General features: G+C 63.0%; 17 protein-coding genes. 5 read left to right on the forward strand and 12 right to left on the reverse strand.

Annotation, left to right across the window (positions count from 1 at the left end; all coding sequences use genetic code 11):
* Positions 1-60 precede the first annotated feature (60 nt).
* A complete protein-coding gene (locus tag CGX12_RS00050) occupies positions 61-1,539 on the forward strand; it encodes a TolC family protein (RefSeq protein ID WP_094037856.1) in 1,479 nt (492 codons plus the stop codon).
* Positions 1,540-1,878: 339 nt separating this feature from the next.
* On the opposite strand, the gene iolG (CGX12_RS00055) is transcribed toward CGX12_RS00050, so the two are convergent.
* From iolG (CGX12_RS00055) to CGX12_RS00105, 11 genes are all read right to left on the reverse strand, one after another.
* Entirely contained in the window at positions 1,879-2,865 is a 987-nt protein-coding gene (gene iolG / locus CGX12_RS00055) for an inositol 2-dehydrogenase (protein WP_094037857.1), read from the reverse strand.
* 42 nt (positions 2,866-2,907) lie between these two features.
* Positions 2,908-3,729, reverse strand: coding sequence for a 5-deoxy-glucuronate isomerase (gene iolB, locus CGX12_RS00060; protein ID WP_094037955.1), 822 nt, complete (start codon positions 3,727-3,729; stop codon positions 2,908-2,910).
* Between the two features lie 195 nt (positions 3,730-3,924).
* Positions 3,925-4,770 carry a helix-turn-helix transcriptional regulator gene (locus tag CGX12_RS00065; protein WP_094037858.1) on the reverse strand — a complete coding sequence of 282 codons (846 nt, stop codon included), beginning with the start codon at positions 4,768-4,770 and terminating at the stop codon, positions 3,925-3,927.
* A 67-nt stretch (positions 4,771-4,837) separates the two neighbouring features.
* Positions 4,838-6,010: a Gfo/Idh/MocA family protein gene (locus tag CGX12_RS00070; protein WP_094037859.1), complete on the reverse strand. Its 1,173-nt coding sequence runs from the start codon at positions 6,008-6,010 to the stop codon at positions 4,838-4,840.
* 39 nt (positions 6,011-6,049) lie between these two features.
* Entirely contained in the window at positions 6,050-6,973 is a 924-nt protein-coding gene (locus CGX12_RS00075; RefSeq protein ID WP_094037860.1) for a TIM barrel protein, read from the reverse strand.
* Positions 6,974-7,224: 251 nt separating this feature from the next.
* Positions 7,225-7,977: a sulfite exporter TauE/SafE family protein gene (locus CGX12_RS00080; RefSeq protein ID WP_198401823.1), complete on the reverse strand. Its 753-nt coding sequence runs from the start codon at positions 7,975-7,977 to the stop codon at positions 7,225-7,227.
* A 43-nt stretch (positions 7,978-8,020) separates the two neighbouring features.
* On the reverse strand, positions 8,021-9,493 hold the full coding sequence (locus tag CGX12_RS00085) for a sugar porter family MFS transporter (protein WP_094037862.1): 1,473 nt from the start codon (positions 9,491-9,493) through the stop codon (positions 8,021-8,023).
* A gap of 326 nt (positions 9,494-9,819) precedes the next feature.
* Positions 9,820-10,857 (reverse strand): ABC transporter permease, encoded by a 1,038-nt coding sequence (locus tag CGX12_RS00090; RefSeq protein WP_094037863.1) that lies wholly within the window; start codon positions 10,855-10,857, stop codon positions 9,820-9,822.
* Positions 10,858-10,879: 22 nt separating this feature from the next.
* Positions 10,880-12,364: a sugar ABC transporter ATP-binding protein gene (locus tag CGX12_RS00095; RefSeq protein WP_094037864.1), complete on the reverse strand. Its 1,485-nt coding sequence runs from the start codon at positions 12,362-12,364 to the stop codon at positions 10,880-10,882.
* Positions 12,365-12,420: 56 nt separating this feature from the next.
* Complete coding sequence (locus CGX12_RS00100) at positions 12,421-13,344, reverse strand: sugar ABC transporter substrate-binding protein (RefSeq protein WP_094037865.1); 924 nt, start codon at positions 13,342-13,344, stop codon at positions 12,421-12,423.
* A 387-nt stretch (positions 13,345-13,731) separates the two neighbouring features.
* Complete coding sequence (locus tag CGX12_RS00105; RefSeq protein ID WP_094037866.1) at positions 13,732-14,742, reverse strand: LacI family DNA-binding transcriptional regulator; 1,011 nt, start codon at positions 14,740-14,742, stop codon at positions 13,732-13,734.
* Between the two features lie 219 nt (positions 14,743-14,961).
* On the opposite strand from CGX12_RS00105, the gene iolG (CGX12_RS00115) reads away from it, so the two are divergent.
* The 4 genes from iolG (CGX12_RS00115) to CGX12_RS00130 all read left to right on the forward strand — a co-directional run bounded on the left by iolG (CGX12_RS00115) (position 14,962) and on the right by CGX12_RS00130 (position 17,822).
* The gene (iolG, locus tag CGX12_RS00115; protein ID WP_094037868.1) at positions 14,962-15,975 is read left to right on the forward strand and encodes a bifunctional inositol 2-dehydrogenase/D-chiro-inositol 1-dehydrogenase; all 1,014 of its coding nucleotides are present in this window, start codon (positions 14,962-14,964) and stop codon (positions 15,973-15,975) included.
* A gap of 19 nt (positions 15,976-15,994) precedes the next feature.
* Entirely contained in the window at positions 15,995-16,813 is an 819-nt protein-coding gene (locus tag CGX12_RS00120) for a TIM barrel protein (protein WP_094037869.1), read from the forward strand.
* Between the two features lie 152 nt (positions 16,814-16,965).
* On the forward strand, positions 16,966-17,523 hold the full coding sequence (locus tag CGX12_RS00125; protein ID WP_094037870.1) for a septation protein A: 558 nt from the start codon (positions 16,966-16,968) through the stop codon (positions 17,521-17,523).
* Positions 17,523-17,822, forward strand: coding sequence for a YciI family protein (locus tag CGX12_RS00130; RefSeq protein WP_094037871.1), 300 nt, complete (start codon positions 17,523-17,525; stop codon positions 17,820-17,822). The genes CGX12_RS00125 and CGX12_RS00130 overlap by 1 nt, the downstream gene beginning before the upstream one ends.
* A 32-nt stretch (positions 17,823-17,854) precedes the next feature.
* Here the strand turns inward: CGX12_RS00130 and CGX12_RS00135 are convergent, their stop codons facing one another.
* Positions 17,855-18,871: a LacI family DNA-binding transcriptional regulator gene (locus CGX12_RS00135; RefSeq protein ID WP_094037872.1), complete on the reverse strand. Its 1,017-nt coding sequence runs from the start codon at positions 18,869-18,871 to the stop codon at positions 17,855-17,857.
* Between the last annotated feature and the right edge of the window lie 44 nt (positions 18,872-18,915).

An 18,915-nucleotide genomic window follows, 5' to 3' on the forward strand; every position in this document is an offset into this window, starting at 1 on the left:
TCGCAATATTTTAGGGAAAACCAATCAATTATGCGCAAAGACAAGGGAGCCGTCACATCCATGGCCTACAAAAAACAGCTCAGCATCAGCATCCTCGCCCTGCTCATCAGCGGCTGCGCCGTTACCAGCCAGCCCATCGATCGCCAGGCCAGCCTGCAGCGGGCCGAGCAGGATATGGTGCTCATGTTCAAGGACCAGGAGCCGCTGCCAGGCCCGCTCACCCTGCATCAGGCCATGGCACGGGCGGTCAAATACAACCTGGAAGCCCGCCTGAAACTGATGGAAGAAGCCATGGCCGAACGCCAGCTCGACCTGGCCAACTTCGACCTGCTGCCGCGCATTACCGCCCAGGCCGGCTATGTGGGCCGCAGCAATGTCAGTGCGTCCAGCAGTGAAAGTATCGAAACCGGCACCCAGTCGCTCGAGCCCTCCACCTCGCAGGAGCAACACCGCCAGGTAGCCGACCTGAACATGGTCTGGAACGTACTCGACTTTGGGGTGGGCTACCTCAGTGCCAAACAACAGGCCGATCAGCGACTGATCATGCAGGAGCGCCGGCGCAAGGTGTTGCATACCATTACCCAGGACGTACGCTCCGCCTACTGGCAGGCGGTGGCCGCCGAGCGCCTGCTGCAACAGATAGACCAGTTGCTGGCCCGGGTGGCTCAGGCCCGCCAGGACAGCAGCCGGCTGCAGCAGCAGAAGCTGGGCGATATGGTGCAAAACCTGAGCTACCAGCGTTCCCTGATTGAAGCCACCCGCCGGTTGGAGGAACAGCGTCGGGCCTTGTCGCTGGCCAAGACCAGGCTGGCGGCCCTCATCAACCTGCCGCTCGACAGCAACTTTACCCTGGCCGATACCGGCCACTATGAGGTGCCCGAGGTTGCGGTGCCGTTGCACCAACTGGAACAGGATGCCCTGGCCAGCCGCCCCGAGCTGCGCGAGCAGGACTACCAGAGCCGGATCAGCGCCACCGAAACCCGCAAGGCCATGTTGCGGCTGCTGCCGGGGCTGGAGTTCTCCGCCGGCGGTCACTATGACAGCAACGACTTCCTCTCCAACAACAGTTGGGCCGATTATGGCGTCAAGATCACCTGGAACCTGTTCAATGTGCTCTCGGGCCCGGCCGCCATCAAAGCGGCCAAGGCCGGTGAACAGGTGGCCACCGCCAAGCGCCAGGCCATGTCGATGGCCGTGCTGGCCCAGCTTTATGTGGCCAATGCCAACTTCAACGAGGCCCGGCGTCAGTTCGCCACCAGCCAGGAGCTGGCCGGACTGGACGAGCAAATTGTGATACAGCTGCGCAACCGTCACCAGGCCCAGGCCATCGGTGAGCTGGAACTGATCCAGGGTGAGCTGAACAACCTGCAGGCCAAGCTGCGCCGCGATCTGGCCTACGCCGACCTGCGCAACGCCTATGCCCAGCTCTTTGTCAGCGCCGGCGCCGACCTGCTGCCCGAGACCCTGCCCGATGCCAGCATCGATACCCTTGCCCAGGCCCTCGCCACCGGCGAGCAGCAGTGGCAACAGGGGATATAAAAAAGCGCCTGCTCAAGGAGCAGGCGCAAAACTCAGACCCAAAAGATCTGAAACCCATCGAGAAACAAAAACAGACTTGATAAGGTCCCACCTCAGCGGCGCAACCCGCGCCAAGACCATGGCAGGCCCACTTCAGTGGGCCACCCCAAGCCCGGAACCATGGTTTGGTCGGCTGAAGTCGCCCCTGCATGGGACCAGCCCAGGTCCCGGCGCCGTATTTTGGTCGACTGAAGTCGACCCTACATGTGGGTAACCCAACCCCGCCGCCGTTTTTTGGTCGACTGACATTGAGCCTACGGACAGGGCCGGCACAGCGGTGGCATGGCGCGGCCCCTGGCCTTACAGGCGGACCGTCTTGCCGGTGGTCCAGGACTCCACCGCCGCGTCGGCCAGGCGCAGTGCCTGCTCGCCTTCCTTGCCGCCGCTCAGGCATTGGGCCCGGCCCAGGGCCACGTCCACGAAGTGGGCCCACTCGGCCTTGTAGGCGGCATGATAGCGCTCCAGGAAGAAGTATTGGGGGTTGGCCACCGCGGTGCCCTGCTCGTTGGCCAGCAGCACGGTGTTTTCCAGCTGGTTTTCGGCCCTGAGCATGCCCTCGGCGCCCAGGAGCTCGATGCGCTGGTCGTAGCCGAAGCCGGAGCGGCGGGTGTTGACGATGGTGCCCAGGGCGCCGGAGGCGAACTCCAGGGTGACCACGGCGGTGTCGATATCGCCGGCCTCACCGATGGCCGGGTCCACCACGCAGCTGCCGCGGGCGGTCACCGCCACCACCGGCTCGTCCACCAGGTAGCAGGCCATGTCGAAGTCGTGGATGGTCATGTCGCGGAACAGGCCGCCGGAGCGCTGGATGTAGGACACCGGGGGCGGCGACGGATCCCGGGACACGATCAGCACCGACTCGGCCTTGCCGATCTGGCCTTGCTGGTAGCGGTTGCGCACGGCGGCAAAGTTGGGATCGAAACGGCGGTTGAAGCCCACCAGCAGCGGCACCCGGCACTCCTCCACCACCTTGAGGCAGGCCTGCACCCGCGCAAGGCTCAAATCCACCGGCTTTTCGCAGAAGATGGCCTTGCCGCTGCGGGCCGCCAGCTCGATAAAATCGGCGTGGGTGTCGGTGGCCGAGCCGATGACCACGGCGTCGATGCCCGGGTCCGCCATCACCTCTTCCAGGGTCTTCACCGGCGCGCCGGTTTTCTCGGACAGGCTCAGGGCCGCTTCCGGGAACGCATCCACGATGGCCACCAGCCGGCTCTCGGGGTGCGCCACGATATTCGCCGAATGCACCTGGCCGATGCGGCCGGCGCCAATCAATGCCACCTTAATCATTTACCCTCTCCTTGTGCTTGTGTTGGCTTGCTTGTTCTTGGGTTACTTGCTTTTGGGATAGTTATCGGAATTCACCCAGGCGTGATCGGCCTCCCAGGTAAAGCGCCACTTGCGGGTGGGCCCGGCCATCACGTTCAGGTAGTAGTTGTCGTAGCCGGCGATGGTGGCCACCGGGTGGTAGCCTTTCGGCACCTGCACCACGTCCTGGTTGTAGGGCGCCATGCACTCGTCCAGCTCGAAATCGTCGGTATAGACCCGCTGCAGGGCAAAGCCCTGGGGCGGATCGAAGCGGTGGTAATAGGTTTCTTCCAGGTAGGTTTCGCCCGGCTCGGCATCCCGGTCGTGCTTGTGGGACGGGTAGGAGCTGGTGCAGCCCTCGTCGGTGAACACCTCCACCACCAGCAGGCTGTCCGCCTCGGCGGTGTCGGGCAGGATGTTGTGCACATAGCGCTGGTTGTGGCCCTTGCCGCGGTGCTCGGCATCGATGCTGTCGGGGCCGATCAGCCGCGCCGGGTGGTTGCCAAAACCCGGCGCCTTGCATACCGCCAGCTCTACTTTAGTGTCGGCGGTGACGGTGAAATGATCGTCGTTGGGCACGTAGACGGCGTAGGGCTTCTTGCGCTCGAAGGGGCTCATCCGCTCGCCGATGGCATCGAGGCTGAGCTCGCGGGTGCGTACGCTGGCCTTGCCCGCCACCAGCACCAGGCAGACTTCCCGGTCCAGGGTGTCCTGGCTCAGGCTCTGGCCGGCGTCCAGTTCATACACCTCGAAGCCCACATAGCCCCAGCCGGCCGATTCCGGCGTGATGCGCTGGATGGCGCCCTGGCTGTCCGGTTGCCGGCGCTTGGATAATAACTTGGACATCCGCTCCCCCTGGTTGGTGAATGACTGATTCTGCTGGAAGTGATGATAAAACATTTATTTCGTTTGGTGAAATTGTGAATTTAAAAATCCAAGCGCTCTTTGGCGGAACTGTGACTGGCGACACAATTCGTTAACTTCGTCGGCCGGCGCGGGCCGGTTTGGAGCAGGCTGGCACGGAGCCGGCGCGCGGCAGAGCTATTCCAGGTATTGCCGGCGGTACCGGCCGGGGGGGATGCCCACCACCTTCCGGAAGGCGGTGTTGAAGTAGTTGGGGTTGTCGTAGCCCACTATCAGCGCGATGTCGGTGACGCTGAGCCCGGTGTTGATAAGCAAAGTCTGGGCCTCGCCGATGCGCCGGCGGATCAGGTACTGGATGGGCGAGCAGCCCACGCTCTGCCTGAAGCGGTGGGCGAGGTAATAAGGGCTGATGTTGAGCGCCTCGGACAGCCGGCCCAGATCCAGCTCGTCCTGGTAGTGCCGGTCGATATAGCGCTTGACGCTTTCGCCCAGCTCATAGCGGGCTTCCGCCTCCTCCGCGTCCTGCTCGTCGATCAGGCTGGACACCATCAGCAGCAGCGCCTGCAGCAGGTGATCGCAGCAGGCCAGGCTGAGCTTGTGCTCGGAACGGATCTGGGCATGCAAGAGCCCGAACAGGCTGTCGAATTCCCCATGGCGCTCGCCGGTGGGGATCCGCACCCGGCCGCGGCTCAGGGTGTTTTTGGGCAGGCCTTTGAGCTTGAGGTTGGTGAAGGCGCAGCAATAGACGCTCATGCCCTCATTGGGGTTGGCGGACTCGTCGTGCAGCACACCGCCGTTGTAGATCAGCAGATCGCCCCGCCCGGTACTGTAGGCGCGGCCGTCGATGATATGGGTACCGCTGCCCTCGCGAATAAAGACGATCTCCACCCGGTCGTCGTGCCGGTGCATGGCCCGGGGCAACCGGGTATCGCCGGCGTCGGCCAGGCAGAGGTACATCAGCTCGGCCGGCTGCTCCTGCTCCAGCCGGCCCCGGCGTTTGCCGCTGACAAAATGCTGTATCACGCCGTCTCTCCTGGTGGGCACACCCGCTTATCTTGTCCCCGGGGAGCGCGCGGCGCAAGCCCGCCCCTCAGCGGTAATCCACCCACACCGCGCCCAGATCCGCCGAGCGCACGCAGTTTTCCACCCAGCGCACCCCTGCCACCCCGGCCTCGATGCCGGGGATGTGCAGGGCCTTCACCCGGTCGTGCTCGCCCGCGTCGCAGGCTTCCATCGCCAGGGCGAAACGGTAGTAGAGGTTGGACCAGGATTCGAACAAGCCCTCGGGATGGCCGCCGCCGATGCGATCGTCCTCCCGCGCCTCGGGGTAGAGGTAGCCCATGCCCCGCTCCAGGATGCGCGCCGGCTCGCCCTGGATTTCAAAACGCAGCTGGTTGGGCTGCTCGTCCCACCACTCCAGGCTGGCCCGGGAACCGATCACCCGGATCTTCTGGCCGTGCATGGAGCCGGCGTTGACCGCGCTGGCCCAGAGGTGCCCCATCACCCCGCCGCTGTACTGCATCAGCACATAGGCGTTGTCCTCGAGCGGTGCCCGGCTCTGCACGAAGCTCTGGCGGGCGCACAGCAGCTTTTCAATCTTCAGCTGTGGCAGCATCACTTCGGACAGATAGAGCGGATGGGTGGCCAGATCCCCCAGCACATAACTGGGCCCGGCGTAACGGGGATCCACCCGCCACCGGGTGCTGGGGTTCCCCTGCTCCACCGCCTCGCTGTGGAAGCCGTGGGCGAACTGCATGTGCACCATGCGGATCTCGCCCAGCTCGCCGTTGGCGATCATGGCCCTGGCCTGGGTGATCATCTGGTGGCCGGCATAGCCGTAGGTCACGCACAGCATGCGCTGCCGGCGCTCGGCCAGGGCGCGCAGCTCCTCGGCCTCGGCCAGGGTAAAGCACAGGGGTTTTTCGCACACCACGTGCAGGCCGGCTTCCAGCGCCGCCTTGCTGATGGCGAAGTGGGTGCCGTTGGGGGTGGCGATGGACACCGCCTGGATGCCGTCTTCCCGTTTGGCCTCTGCGGCGAACAGGGTCTGGTAGTCGGCATAGCAGCGCTCGGGCGCCACCTGCAGGCCGGCGCCGAATTCCCGGCCCCGTTCGGGGTCGAGGTCGAAGGCGCCGGCCACCAGTTGGAAGCTGTGGTCGCGCAGCGCCGCCGAGCGGTGGATATAGCCAATCTGGCTGCCCTTGCCGCCACCCACCATGGCCCAGCGGATGGGTGCCTTGACCTTGCGTTCTCCATAAATCATTGCGGTTTCTCCTTAATTAGGTTCAATCAGTCGTCTGCCCTAAAACCCCTTGCTTTGCAGAAAGGCCAGGCTGGCGGCCACATCCTGCAGGCTGCCGGCGGCGTTGCGCGGATCCCGCTCCTGCTCCACCGTGATATAGCCCTGGTAGTCCAGCTCCTTGAGCAGGGCGTGGATGGCGTCGTAGTCCAGCACGCCCCGGCCGATGGGGCACATCACGCCCCGGGCGCAGGCGGCGAAAAAGTCCACCGGCTCCGCCATCACCTCGGCGTACACCTCGGGGTCTATGTCCTTGAAATGCAGGTAGTCGATGCGCCCGGCGTAGCGCCGCAGCCAGCTCACCGGATCCATCTTCGAGTAGTAGAGGTGGCCGGTGTCCAGGCACAGGCCGGCCACCTCGGCGGGGATATCGGCAACCAGTTGCTCGATTTCGTCCTCGAATTCGATATAGCCGCCCGCGTGGGGATGGATCACCGCCCGCACCCCGTACCTGTCCCGGGCCAGGGTGGCAATGGCCTCGATGTGCGCCATGGCCTGCCGCCAGCGCTCGGGCGAGAGCCGGGGCGCACGCTCCGGGTGGCCGGCCACCAGGCTGCGCTCGGCGTGTACATGGTCGATCAGCACCAGGTAGGGGGCGGCGAAGCGCTGGCCCGGCGCCTTGGGCAACCGGGCCAAGCGGGTGAGCAGGTCGCAGATGTCACGGGTCTGGCGGAGCAGGTTGTCGAGGTTGGCCGGGTCCACCAGATCGTCGAAGATGGTGCCCGCCACCACGCTCAGGCCGTTGGCCTCGAGCGCCGTGCCGACCAGATCGATATCCAGCGGCAGGTAGCCGTAGGGACCGAGCTCGATGCCCCGGTAGCCGGCCTGGGCCGCCTCGCCCAGTACCCTTTGCCAGGGCGGCAGGTGGGGATTGTTGACGTCGTCCACGCCCCAGCAGCAGGGGGCACTGGTGATGTGCATGGTCATGATGGCACCTCGAATAGGGCTTTACGCCGTTGTTAATGTGCTGTTATTAGAGCAAAAGCCGACCGGACCCATATTCGATTTCTTGCGCTTTGTGGATGTTGGCTAAAGGCAGGAGTTGCGTTATAGGGCACACCGGAGAGAAGTCTGAATAAAAAAGCAGAGCAAAACTTTGTTTTCTTGCTTTAAGGACCGAGACCATCCATCCGGACCTTCCCGGGTGCGGGTGATCCCCTTTCAATGTGGCGGGCTGATCACCACCAGCTCCGGAGGCTCAGTTGCAGGAAGTGCAGGCCGGAGAGGAACAAAAGCCCGTAGCACAGCCGGTAGATCAGCCGCTGGCTGGCGGTTCGGACCAGCCAGACCCCGAGCCAGACCCCGACCGGCACCAGCGGCACCAGCATCAGGGCGGTTTGCAGGTTGCCGGGGTTGAGCTGGCCCAGCAGGGCATAGGGCACCAGCTTCATCAGGTTGATCAGCGCGAACAGCACCGCCATGGTGCCGACCAGCAGCCGTTTCTCCAGTTGCTGGGGCAACAGGTACATGCTAGCCGGCGCCCCGCCGGCGTGGATGGTGGTGCTGAACAGACCGGTGAGGGTGCCCCACAGGGTGCCCTGGCCCAGGCCGCCGGCCCTGGCCGGCACCGGCGGGCTGAACCAGTGGTGCAGGCAGAACAGGATGGAGGCAATACCGATAAAGCCGGTGAGCAGCCAGGTCGGCGCCCGGGCCATCAGCAGCCCCGCCAGCGCCACCCCCAGCAGGGCGCCGGGGATGATCTGGCGAATTTGGCGCCAGCACACATGGCGGTGGTGCCAGGCCACGGCGAACAGGTCCATCAGGCACAGCAGCGGCAGCAGCACGGCGGCGGCGGTGGAGGGATGGGTGGTAAGGCTGATGAGCGGCACCGCCACCACCCCCAGGGCACCGCCCAGGCCGCCCTTGCCGATGCCGTAGATCAGCACGGCGGGCACGGCGACCAGGTAGAAGTAAGGATCGGTGATCATCATGCCCCCTCAAAAAAAAAACCGGCCCAGGGGCCGGTTTCGGACATCAGCCGTTGGCCCGGGCCATCTCGACCGGTACCTCCCGGGCTTCCAAGTTGGTTTTGGTCAGCATGGTCTCCTCCATTTGCTCCAGGGGCACGCCCTTGGTCTCGGGCAGGAAGCGGGTGACGAAGAAGTAGGCCAGTACACAGCAACCGGCGAACAGCCACATGGGGAAGGCGCCGTGGAAGTGCTCGAGCAGGAAGGCATTGCCGTTCATCAGCGGGAAGCCGAGGCCGATAATGAAGTTGCTCACCCACATGGCGGACACCGCCAGGGACATGCCCTCGGAGCGCATCCGGTTGGGGAAGATTTCGGAAATCACCACCCAGGCCCCCACGGCCCAGGAAACGGCGAAGAACAGCATAAACAGCAGCATGCCGGAGAGGATGAAATAACCGTTGCGCACCGCCTCTGCCCCGGAGAGATCCGCCGACTGGTACAGGAAATAGGAGGTCACCAGCAAGCCGGCAGTCGAGCCGATGGCACCGATACGCAGCAGTGGCACCCGCCCTACCCTGTCCATCAGAAAGGCACCGATGGAGGTACCGATCAGTTGTATCACCCCGATCCAGATGGTCATGAACAGGGCGGCCTCGTTGTTGCCGGTGGCCTGCTCCAGCACCACGGGAGCAAAATACATCATCACGTTGACGCCGGTCGCCTGCTGAAGGATGGCGATCATGCAGCCCACGAAGGCGATAAACCAGAATACCCTGTCGTTGCGGTAGTTGAGCTTGCGCTTTTGCTGCTGCTCCAGCCGGCGCTGGTTGAGCGAGAGCTTGATCTCCTTGAGCACCTTTTCCGGATAGGGGCCGTTGTAGATCCTGCGCAGGGTAGCCAGTGCCGCGGCGTCGTTGCCCTGCATCACGTTCCAGCGGGGCGATTCGGGAATAAAACTCACCACCAGGCAGAACAGCAGACAGGGGATCACTTCCGAGCCCAGCATCACCCGCCAGCCCATGTCCACCAGCCAGGCTTCGGTCGCGCCCTTGGCGATCAGGTAGTTGATGGAGAAGATCACCACCTGGCCGAACACGATGGCGAAGTTCTGCATGCCGATCGCCCGGCCGCGCATGTCCTTGGGCGAGACTTCCGACATGTACATCGGCGAGACTGCCGAAGCCAGGCCCACCGCCACCCCACCGATCAGGCGGTAGACGATAAACCAGAAGAAGGTATCCACCAAGGCGGAGCCGATAGCGGAAACGGTAAACAGCAAGGCCGCCAACAGCAGGGCTTTCTTGCGACCAAGCTTGCCGGCGATGGTGCCGGCGGCAAAGGCGCCAATGATGCAACCGATGGCCACGTTGGACACCGCCCAGCCCACGCCGAAGGCATCCAGCCCGAAATAGCTCTTGATGGGGCCGATGGCGCCGGAAATCACCGCCGTGTCGTAGCCGAACAGCAGGCCTCCCAATGCGGATACCGCGCAGATCAGCAGTACGTACTTGATGTTGTATCTTCCTTGCGGCGTCATGATGCCTCCGTTTGCATGGCTGCCTGGCCATAGGCCTGCGTAAAAACAAGGTAACGTTGTTGTTATTGATTTATCTCGCACACAAACTAAACGAACAATCCATTTAAATCAATTTTGAAACAAAAATTCCATGATCTGGATCGCGATTTGTGGCTGGTTTGTAAAATTTTGTTTGACCGGGATCCCGTTTCAGCACCACTCCGGGCACCGTCAGGGTGAAACGACGACTGCTCGTTTCATGCTGTGGAAGCGGGGTGTAAGCCCCATAAAAAACAGGCAGGGGCCTGAGCCACCTGCCTGAAAAAGGGCAAACTCGCAGTCTGTAATCAGCGTTTGGCCTTGTTGCGGCGCATGTCGATCACCACGGCACCGACGATGATGGCGCCCTTGATGATGTCCTGCACATAGCTGTCCACCCCGATAAAGGTGAAGCCGCTCTTCATCAGCCCGAGGATGATGGCGCCGATCACGCAGCCGGTGATGCGCCCCACCCCGCCCATCAGGCTGGTGCCGCCGATCACCGCCGCGGCGATGGCGTCCAGCTCGTAGGCCAGGCCCATGCTGGACTGGCCGCTGCTCACTCGCGCCGCCATCACGATGCCCGCCAGGCCGGACAGGGCCCCGGCGATGGAATAAACGATGATCAGGTACTTGTCGACGTTGATACCGGACACCCGGGCCGAGGTCATGTTGCCGCCGATGGCGTACACGTATTTGCCGTAGCGGGTATGTTTGAGCGCGATATGGAACACCACCGCCACCACCAGGAAGATCACCACCGGCACCGAGCCCTGGCCGATGGAGGTAAAGCCGTCGGACAGGAAGCTGATGGGGTTGCCCTGGGTATAGAACTGGGCCAGGCCACGGGCCGACACCATCATGCCTAAGGTGGCGATAAAGGGCGGTATGCCGGTCTTGGTGATCAGCCAACCGTTGATCAGGCCGCACAACAGCCCCACTCCGATGCCCGCCACTATCGGCACTATGGCCGGCAGATCCACCAAAGACGGATACATGGGCGAGATGCTGTCGGCGGTTTGCGCCAGGCTGGCCGCCACCACCGCGGTCAGCGCCACCAGGGAGCCGGAAGAAAGATCGATGCCGGTGGTGATGATGACCTGGGTCACCCCCACGGCGATGATGCCGATGATCGCCACCTGCAGCACGATCAGCACCAGCCGGCCCGGGTTCATCAGGAAGGACTGGCCACGGAACACCCAGCCCAGCACCTCGAACACCAGGGCGATGCCGATCATCACCAGGAAGATGCCCATGTCCTTGGGCATCTTCCGCTTGAGGTTGTCCCAGGCGGTGCCGTTGTTCTGCGTTGCCGCCATTTCTTTCGTTGCCTTTACGTTTTCCATAGTCCTGTTCCTTTATAACCGCTTATTCCGAGGCCAGCTCGAGGATTTTTTCCTGAGTGGCTTCTTCCCTGTCGAGAATGCCGGTGATATGCCCCTCGTGCATCACCATCACCCGGTCGCTCATGCCCAGGATTTCCGGCAGCTCCGACGACACCATGATGATGGCCACGCCCCGGTTGGCCAGTTCGCTGATAAGCTTGTAAATTTCCGCCTTGGCGCCCACGTCGATGCCGCGGGTGGGTTCGTCCAGGATCAGGATCTTGGGCTGGGCCAGCAGCCAGCGGGCGATCAGCACCTTTTGCTGGTTGCCGCCGCTCAGGTTGTTGATGATCTGATCCATGGTCGGGGTTTTGATGTTGAGCTTCTGGATCTGCTCCATGCAGTCCTTGACCATGTCCGCGTGCCTGACGAAGCCCTTGCCGTCGATGTAGCGGGGCATCTTGACGATGCTCATGTTTTCCAGCACCGACAGCACCAGGAACAACCCCGATTTTTTGCGATCCTCGGTGAGGAAGGCCAGCCCCAGATCGATGGCCTGGGCGGGAGAGCCGATGCTCACCTCCTGCCCTTCCAGCACCAGGCTGCCGCTGTCGGCCGGGTGCACCCCGAACAGGCTTTCCATCACCTCGCTGCGCCCGGCACCCACCAGGCCGGCCACGCCCAGGATCTCGCCCCGCTTGAGCGAAAAGCTCACGTCGTGGAACTTGCCGGCACGGCAGAGGTTGTTCACCGTCAGCACTTCTTCCCCGATGTTGTCGTTGAACTTGGGGAACATCTGGGTCAGTTCGCGGCCCACCATCCTGGTGATCAGGCTCTGGCGGTCGAAATGCTCGGTCTTGTCCGAGCCGACATAGGTGCCGTCCCGGAAGATGCTGATTTCATCGGTGATTTCGAAAATTTCGTCCATCTTGTGGCTGATGTAGACGATGGACTTGCCCTGCTCCTTGAGGTCGTTGATGATGCGGAACAGGTGGAACACCTCCCCTTCGGTCAGGGCCGAGGTGGGCTCGTCCATGATCACCACGTCGGCGTTGTAGGACACCGCCTTGGCGATTTCGATCATCTGCTGGGTGCCGATGCTGAGATCGCCCACCAGGGTGTCGGGTTTGACCTTGATGCTGAGCTGCTTGAGCAGCTTGTCGGTTTCCCGGTAGAGGGTGTCGTGATCGACGAACAGGCCCTTCATGGGCTCACGGCCCAGCCAGATATTCTCCGCCACCGTCATATGGGGCACCAGGTTCAGTTCCTGGTGGATCATGGAAATGCCGGAGTGCAGGGCATCCATGGTGTCGCGGAAATTCATTTCCTTGCCCTTGACCTTGATGGTGCCGGTGTCGGGCGTATAGATACCGATCAGGCACTTCATCAGGGTGGATTTGCCGGCGCCGTTTTCCCCCATCAGGGCGTGTACACTGCCCGGCCGTATCTTCAGGGTGACGTTGTCCAGCGCCTTGACACCGGGGAAGCCTTTGCTGATGCCTTCGGCCTCGAGCACATATGGGTACATCTGATTACCTCCGAGACGTATCAAGGGGGCCCGGCCCGCGGGCCCCGGTTGATGGCTTAGTTACGTCCAACGAATTCCTTGTGGTTTTCCGGAGAAACCAGCTCGTAGGGGATCATGACGTTTTTATCCACGGCCTCCCCTTTTGCCATTTTCACCGCCGTTTCGATGGAGGCCTTGCCCTGGCCCTTGGCGTCCTGGAACACGGTCAGAGCCATCATGCCCTTGTCGACAAAGGCCAGGGCGTCGGGGGTGGCGTCCACCCCGCCCACGATCACGTCCTTCAGGCGATTGGGTCCCAGGGCCATGATGGCACCGATGGCCATTTCATCGTTGTTGGAAGCGATGGCGTCGATCTCGTAACCGGACAGCAGCCAGTTGTTGGTCACGTCGATGCCTTCCTTGCGGGACCACTTGCCGGTTTCCTTGGCGATGATCTTGATGTCCGGGTACTTGGCGGCCACTTCTTCCACCCCGCTGGTACGGTCACGGGTGGCTTCGTTGGACAGCTCCCCCATCAGGATGGCGACATTGCCCTTGCCGCCCAACTTCTCGGCGATATATTCCATCTGCAGTCGGCCGGCCACCTTGGAGTCGGAACCGACAAAGGCCATGCCGTCGGGCAGTGCGGCCTCGGGGCGACGGTTGACGAAGATGAGGGGAATGCCGGCGGCCTCGGCGCGTTTGATGATGGGCGCCACCGCCTGGGTATCCACCGGGTTGATCACGATGGCGTCCAGCTTCTGGTTGACGAAGCTCTCCACCTGCTGCAATTGCTGCCCCACGTCGTTCTTGGCGTCCTCGAACTGGGCACTGACACCGTCCAGCTCCGCGGTTTTCTCCTGCATGGCCTGGCGCACCAGGGTCAGGAAGTTGTCGTCGAACAGCGCCATGGACACCCCGATCTTGATATCCTCGGCATAAGCGCCGAAGGGCAGTACCGAGGCCAGGGCGGAGGCAACAATCAGTTTCTTGAATTTCATGGTCTTACTCCTTGTAGGGAAGCGGTGTTTCATTCCTTGAGGCTGCCAAACCACGCTGCAGCCGTTGAGAGCATGGTCGTTCCTGCGAACATCCTATTTGAACGTTTATTTCAAAATTAATATTGTTGGAATTTATGATTTTTCGCAAGGCGCCATCACCACTAAACAGCAAAAAATAACAATTCTTTGACATGGATCTTGTTATGGTGCTCCCGGCCCGAACATCAGCTCGGGCATCAATTTATTAAACCCATATAAATCATTAGGTTATGAGCACTCCCAAAGTTAAGGAGAAAAGCCGGTGCCCATGCCCCGCCCGGGCCCGCGAGGACCCGGAACGGAGCGGGACAGAATGAAATGTAAATTTCAACAGCGGCGGACGGCAGCTCAGCCGCCGATGTTTTCGGGAGTGAACAGGGAGAAGTCGATACGCCCGCCGGTGATGGCGCGGGGGCCCTGCTCCAGGTGGTTGAGCAGCAGCTCCAGGGCGCGAAAGGCGTGCAGCCTGGGGTTCTGATCCAGGGTCAACTGCATCAGGCCGCGTTTTAGCAGATCTTCGGTGGTGGCGTGGCGCTCATGGCCGATAAAGACGCAACGCCCGGCCAGATCCCGGCGTGCCAGCAGGCGGGCAATGGTGCCGTTGCCGGGCCCGGTGTTGTACACCGCCACCACCCGGCCCTCGGCCAGCCGCTCCCGCACCAGGAACTCGATAAGGTCATTCTGCTCCCGGCCCTCCAGCACCCGGGGCAGCAGATGGGGCGCGGATTCCGCCAGCCGCTCCCGGCAGCCCCGCATCCGCTCCCGGTGCACCAGCACCTCCAGCGGGCCGCACACCACCAGCACCTCGCCGGGATCCCGGCACCACTGGCCCAGCAGCCAGCCGGCGGTACGCCCGGCGGCGTATTGATCGATGCCCACATGGGCAAGGGGCGCCGTGCCCGGCAGCTCGGTGACCAGGGTGATCACCGGCACTCCCCTTGCCGTGGCGGCGTTCACCGCCGCCACCACCGCCGGATGATCCGAGCCGAACAGGATGATGCCGTCCCGGCCGGCGGCGGCCTCGCCCAGTTTCTTCGCCAGCAGGGACGGCTCCCGCTCGCCCACAAAGGTACGGTGCAGCACCAGGCGCCGCTTGCCCAGGGTGTCGGCCGCCTGCATAAAGCTCTTGCTCAGCTGTTTGAAGAAATAGGTGTCGCTGTCGCTCAGGAACACCTCTATATGGCGCAGCCGGCGCCATTCGTCGGGCAACACCCGTTTCAATCCCAGCTCCCGGGCAATACGGATCACCCGCTCGGCGGTGTCCGGCGACACATTGCCCCGCTCGTTCAACACCCGATCCACCGTGGCTTCCCCCACCCCGGCCCGTCTGGCGACCTCCGCCAGCGTGATCTTCTTCATGTTTTTTCACTCCAGATCCCGACATGAGCCCAGTATAGCCCCGGGTGATGGCTTTCCATCATCACGCTCTTGGCGTTTCTGCCCCGCCACTGCTTATAGTGATGGTCATGAAACATAAATTCCAACAAGCCGGTAACATCGAAAAATGCCGGCCTGCGGGAAGCAGACCACTGAGCGTCGGCGCAGGCCGACGAGACGACCTTGAGCTGGAGGAAAAACATGACAATCAGAATTGGTGTTATCGGTACCGGCGCCATCGGCGCAGACCACGCCCGCCGCATTACCCAGACCCTGTCCGGCGGCCAGGTGGTGGCGGTGAACGACGTCAACCGGGCCCAGGCCGAGGCGGTGGTAGCACGACTGGGGCTGGACGCCCGGGTCTACGACAACGGCCACGACCTGATCAAGGCCGACGACGTGGACGCCGTGCTGGTCACCTCCTGGGGACCCACCCACGAGGAATTCGTGTTGTCCGCCATCGCGGCCGGCAAGTACGTGTTCTGTGAGAAACCCCTAGCCACCACCGCCCGGGGCTGCCTCAATATCGTCGAGGCCGAAGTGGCCGCCGGCAAGCGCCTGGTGCAGGTGGGCTTTATGCGCCCCTACGACAAGGGCTACCAGCTGCTGAAACAGGCCATCGACGCCGGCCAGATCGGCGAGCCGCTGATGGTGCACTGCGCCCACCGCAACCCGACCGTGCCCGACAGCTATGTCACCAGCATGGCCATCGTCGACACCGCCATCCACGAGCTGGACGTGCTGCGCTGGTTGCTGGACGACGACTACAAGACGGTGCAGGTGGTGTATCCCAAACGTACCCGCCACCGTTTCGAGCACCTGGCCGATCCGCAGATCGTGCTGATCGAAACCCAGAAAGGCGTGCGCATCGATCTGGAAATCTTCGTCAACTGCCAGTACGGCTACGACATCCAGTGCTCGGTGGTGGGCGAAACCGGCGTCGCCAACCTGCCCGAGCCCCAGAGCCTGCTGCTGCGCACCGAAGCGAAACTGGCCACCAACATCCTCACCGACTGGAAACAGCGCTTTATCGAAGCCTACGACATCGAGCTGCAGGACTTTATCAAGGGCATTGAACAGCAGCAGCTGTCCGGTCCCACCGCCTGGGACGGTTATGCCGCCGCCGTGGCCGCCGATGCCTGCGTGTTGGCCCAGGAAAGTGGCCAGATTGAACCCGTGGTGATGGCCGAGCGCCCCACCTTCTACAACAAGTGATGTACGGAGCCGAATCAAGATGTCTCAACTGACCCCGACTTTCTCCCTGAACCATATGACGGCGCCCAGGCTGAGCGCCTTCGAACTGCTCGACACCGCCAGGGCCCTGGGCCTGCAGGCGGTGGAGCTGCGCAACGACGTGGCCGACAACAGCATCAGCGAGCTGGACAACGCCCGCGCCATCGGCGCCCGGGCCCGTGAACTCGGCATCGAGATCCTGAGCATCAACGCCCTCTATCCGTTCAACGTCTGGAACCAGGAGCGCGCCGCCCAGGCCGAAAGGCTGGCCGAACTGGCCGCCGCCTGTGGCGCCACCGGCCTGGTGCTGTGCCCGCTCAACGACGGCAGCTTCCAGGGCTCGGACCCCGCCAGCCTGGAGCAGGCCCTGCGCGGCCTCCAGCCGATACTGGAAAAGCACGGCCTCAAGGGTTTCGTGGAGCCGCTGGGCTTTCCCGTCTCCTCCCTGCGGCTGAAAAAACACGCGGTGGCCGCCATCCAGGCGGTGGGCGGCGAGGGCCGCTTTGCCCTGGTGCATGACACCTTCCACCACAGGGTGGCGGGCGAAACCGAGTTCTTCCCCGAGTTCACCGGCCTGGTGCACATCTCCGGGGTGGAAGACACCGCCATCGGCTACGAGCAGATGCTGGACGCCCACCGGGTGCTGGTCGGCCCCGCGGACCGGCTGGACAATATCGGCCAGATCCGCACCCTGCTCCAGGCCGGCTACCGGGGCTACTTCTCCTTCGAGCCCTTCGCCAGGGAAGTGTGCGAGCTGGATGAGCCGCTGCCGGCGGTGCAGGCCAGCATGGACTTTATCGCCGAAGGCGTGCAGGGCTAAGTCCCCGCTCCCTCTCGTCGTCTCCCCATAAGCAAAGGGCCCCGGCTCCGCATCGGACCGGGCCCTTTTGTATTGAATAAATGACCGGCGACTTTGCCTGCGGCCAGCCATGGGGGTAAACTGGGCCCACATTCGCAGTACGGGTCATTCCTATGAAGCAATTCGCCGAGTTCATCCCGCTTATCATCTTCTTCGTGGTGTACAAGACGGTCGACATCTATGCCGCCACCGGCGCCCTGATGGCCGCCACCTGTGTGCAGATGCTGGTGCAGTGGCTCCGGCACAAAAAGCTGGAAAAAATGCACCTCGTCACCCTGGTACTGGTGTTGTTCTTCGGCGGGCTGACCATGTTCTTCCAGGATGACGCCTTCATCAAATGGAAGGTGACCGCCGTCAACGCCCTGTTCGCCGCCGGCCTGCTGGTCAGCCGCTACGGTTTCGGCAAAAACCTGATCAAGCAGATGCTGGGCAAGGAAATGCCCCTGCCGGATGCCATCTGGGACAGGGCCAACCTGGCCTGGGTGGGCTTTTTCGCCTTCTGCGGCGCCCTCAACGTCTATGTGGCCTTTTACCTGTCCCAGGAATTCTGGGTCAACTTCAAGGTGTTCGGCCTGCTCGGCCTGACCCTGGCCTTCACCTTCGCCACCGCCTTTTATCTCTATCGCCAGTTGCCGGCACAGGACGGCACCAAACAAGAAGGACAACCCTGATGTGGTACGTGATTTTCAGTGAAGATGTTCCCAACAGCCTGCCCATGCGCAAGGAAGCCCGTCCGGCCCACCTGGCCCGGCTGCAGGCCCTGGCCGATGAAGGCCGGCTGCTGGTGGCCGGCCCCAACCCGGCCGTCGACGCCGAAGACCCGGCCGAGGCCGGTTTTACCGGCAGCACTGTGATTGCCGAGTTCGACTCGCTGGACGCCGCCCGGGCCTGGGCCGATGCCGATCCCTACCTGGCCGCCGGCGTCTACGCCTCGGTCATCGTCAAACCCTTCAGGAAAGTCCTGCCCTGAATGCCCCAAGCCGGCCTCAGGCCGGTTTTTTATTATCCCCTGAGATGAGAACGCCGGAGCACCAGGGCGCCGGGCGCCAGGTAGCGTGACGGCGGCTCAACTGTCGTCAGCCGGCGGATGGCCTCGCTGACCAGGGTCTGCAGCGGCTGCCGATAGGTGGTCAGCTCATAGCAGGGCGAGGCGGCCTGATCGATGTCGTCGAAGCCGACAATGGCCATGCGCCCTTCCTCTCCGCGCACCTTGAGCGCCTCCAGCGCCCCTATCGCCAGTATGTCGTTCTCGCAGAACAGGGCTGCTATCCGCACCTCTCTCGGGGTGGTATCCAGGTAGCGGAGCAGGCTCTGGTAGCCCTGCTCCCGCTGGTAATGCTCGGCGCCGAGGATAAGGTCCAGGGCTTTGCCCCGTTCGGCCAGCCCCTCCCGGAAGCCGTCCAGGCGCCGGAGGTGGTTGGTTTCCGCCGGAGGCCCCGCCATGTAGCCGATGCGCTCATAGCCCTGGGCCGCCATCAGGGCGGCAATTTCCTGCCCGGCCCGGTAGCCGTCGGTGCTGACCACGTGAATGTCCGGATTGTCGCTGTTGCGGTAGAGCACGATCAGCGGGATATCGCTGATGTTCCTCGCCAACTGCAGCAGTTCGTCGCTCAGTATGGTGCCGAGGAAGATCAGTCCGTCCACCTGGAACTGGTCCGCCAACGACATGGCGGCGCGGTAGCTCTGCTCCGAGGTGATGTTGAGTAGCATGGCCATGTAGCCCTTTTGCTGCAGCTGGCGGGTGATCTCGTCCAGGATAGTGGCGAGATTGGGATTGCCCAGTTCGTCGACCACCAGGCCGACGATATTGGTCCGCCGGGTGGTCAGACTGCGCGCCAGCAGGTTGGGCCGATAGCCCAGTTCCTCGGCGGCCCGCCGCACCCGCTCCAGGGCCTTGGGAGAAATGGACGCCCCTTCGGTAAAGGCCCGGGAGACGGTCCATTTGGAGACGCCGGCCCGCTGCGCCACATCGCTGGCGGTGACCTTGCGGCCCTGTTGTTCCTGTGTGTTTTTTGCCATGCTCGAATTTTATGTTGACAGAAGGTTGGCTTGCGCTCTAGTGT

Origin of the sequence: Zobellella denitrificans, from assembly GCF_002237365.1 — a bacterium.
GTDB classification, from domain to species: Bacteria; Pseudomonadota; Gammaproteobacteria; order Enterobacterales; family Aeromonadaceae; genus Oceanimonas; species Oceanimonas denitrificans.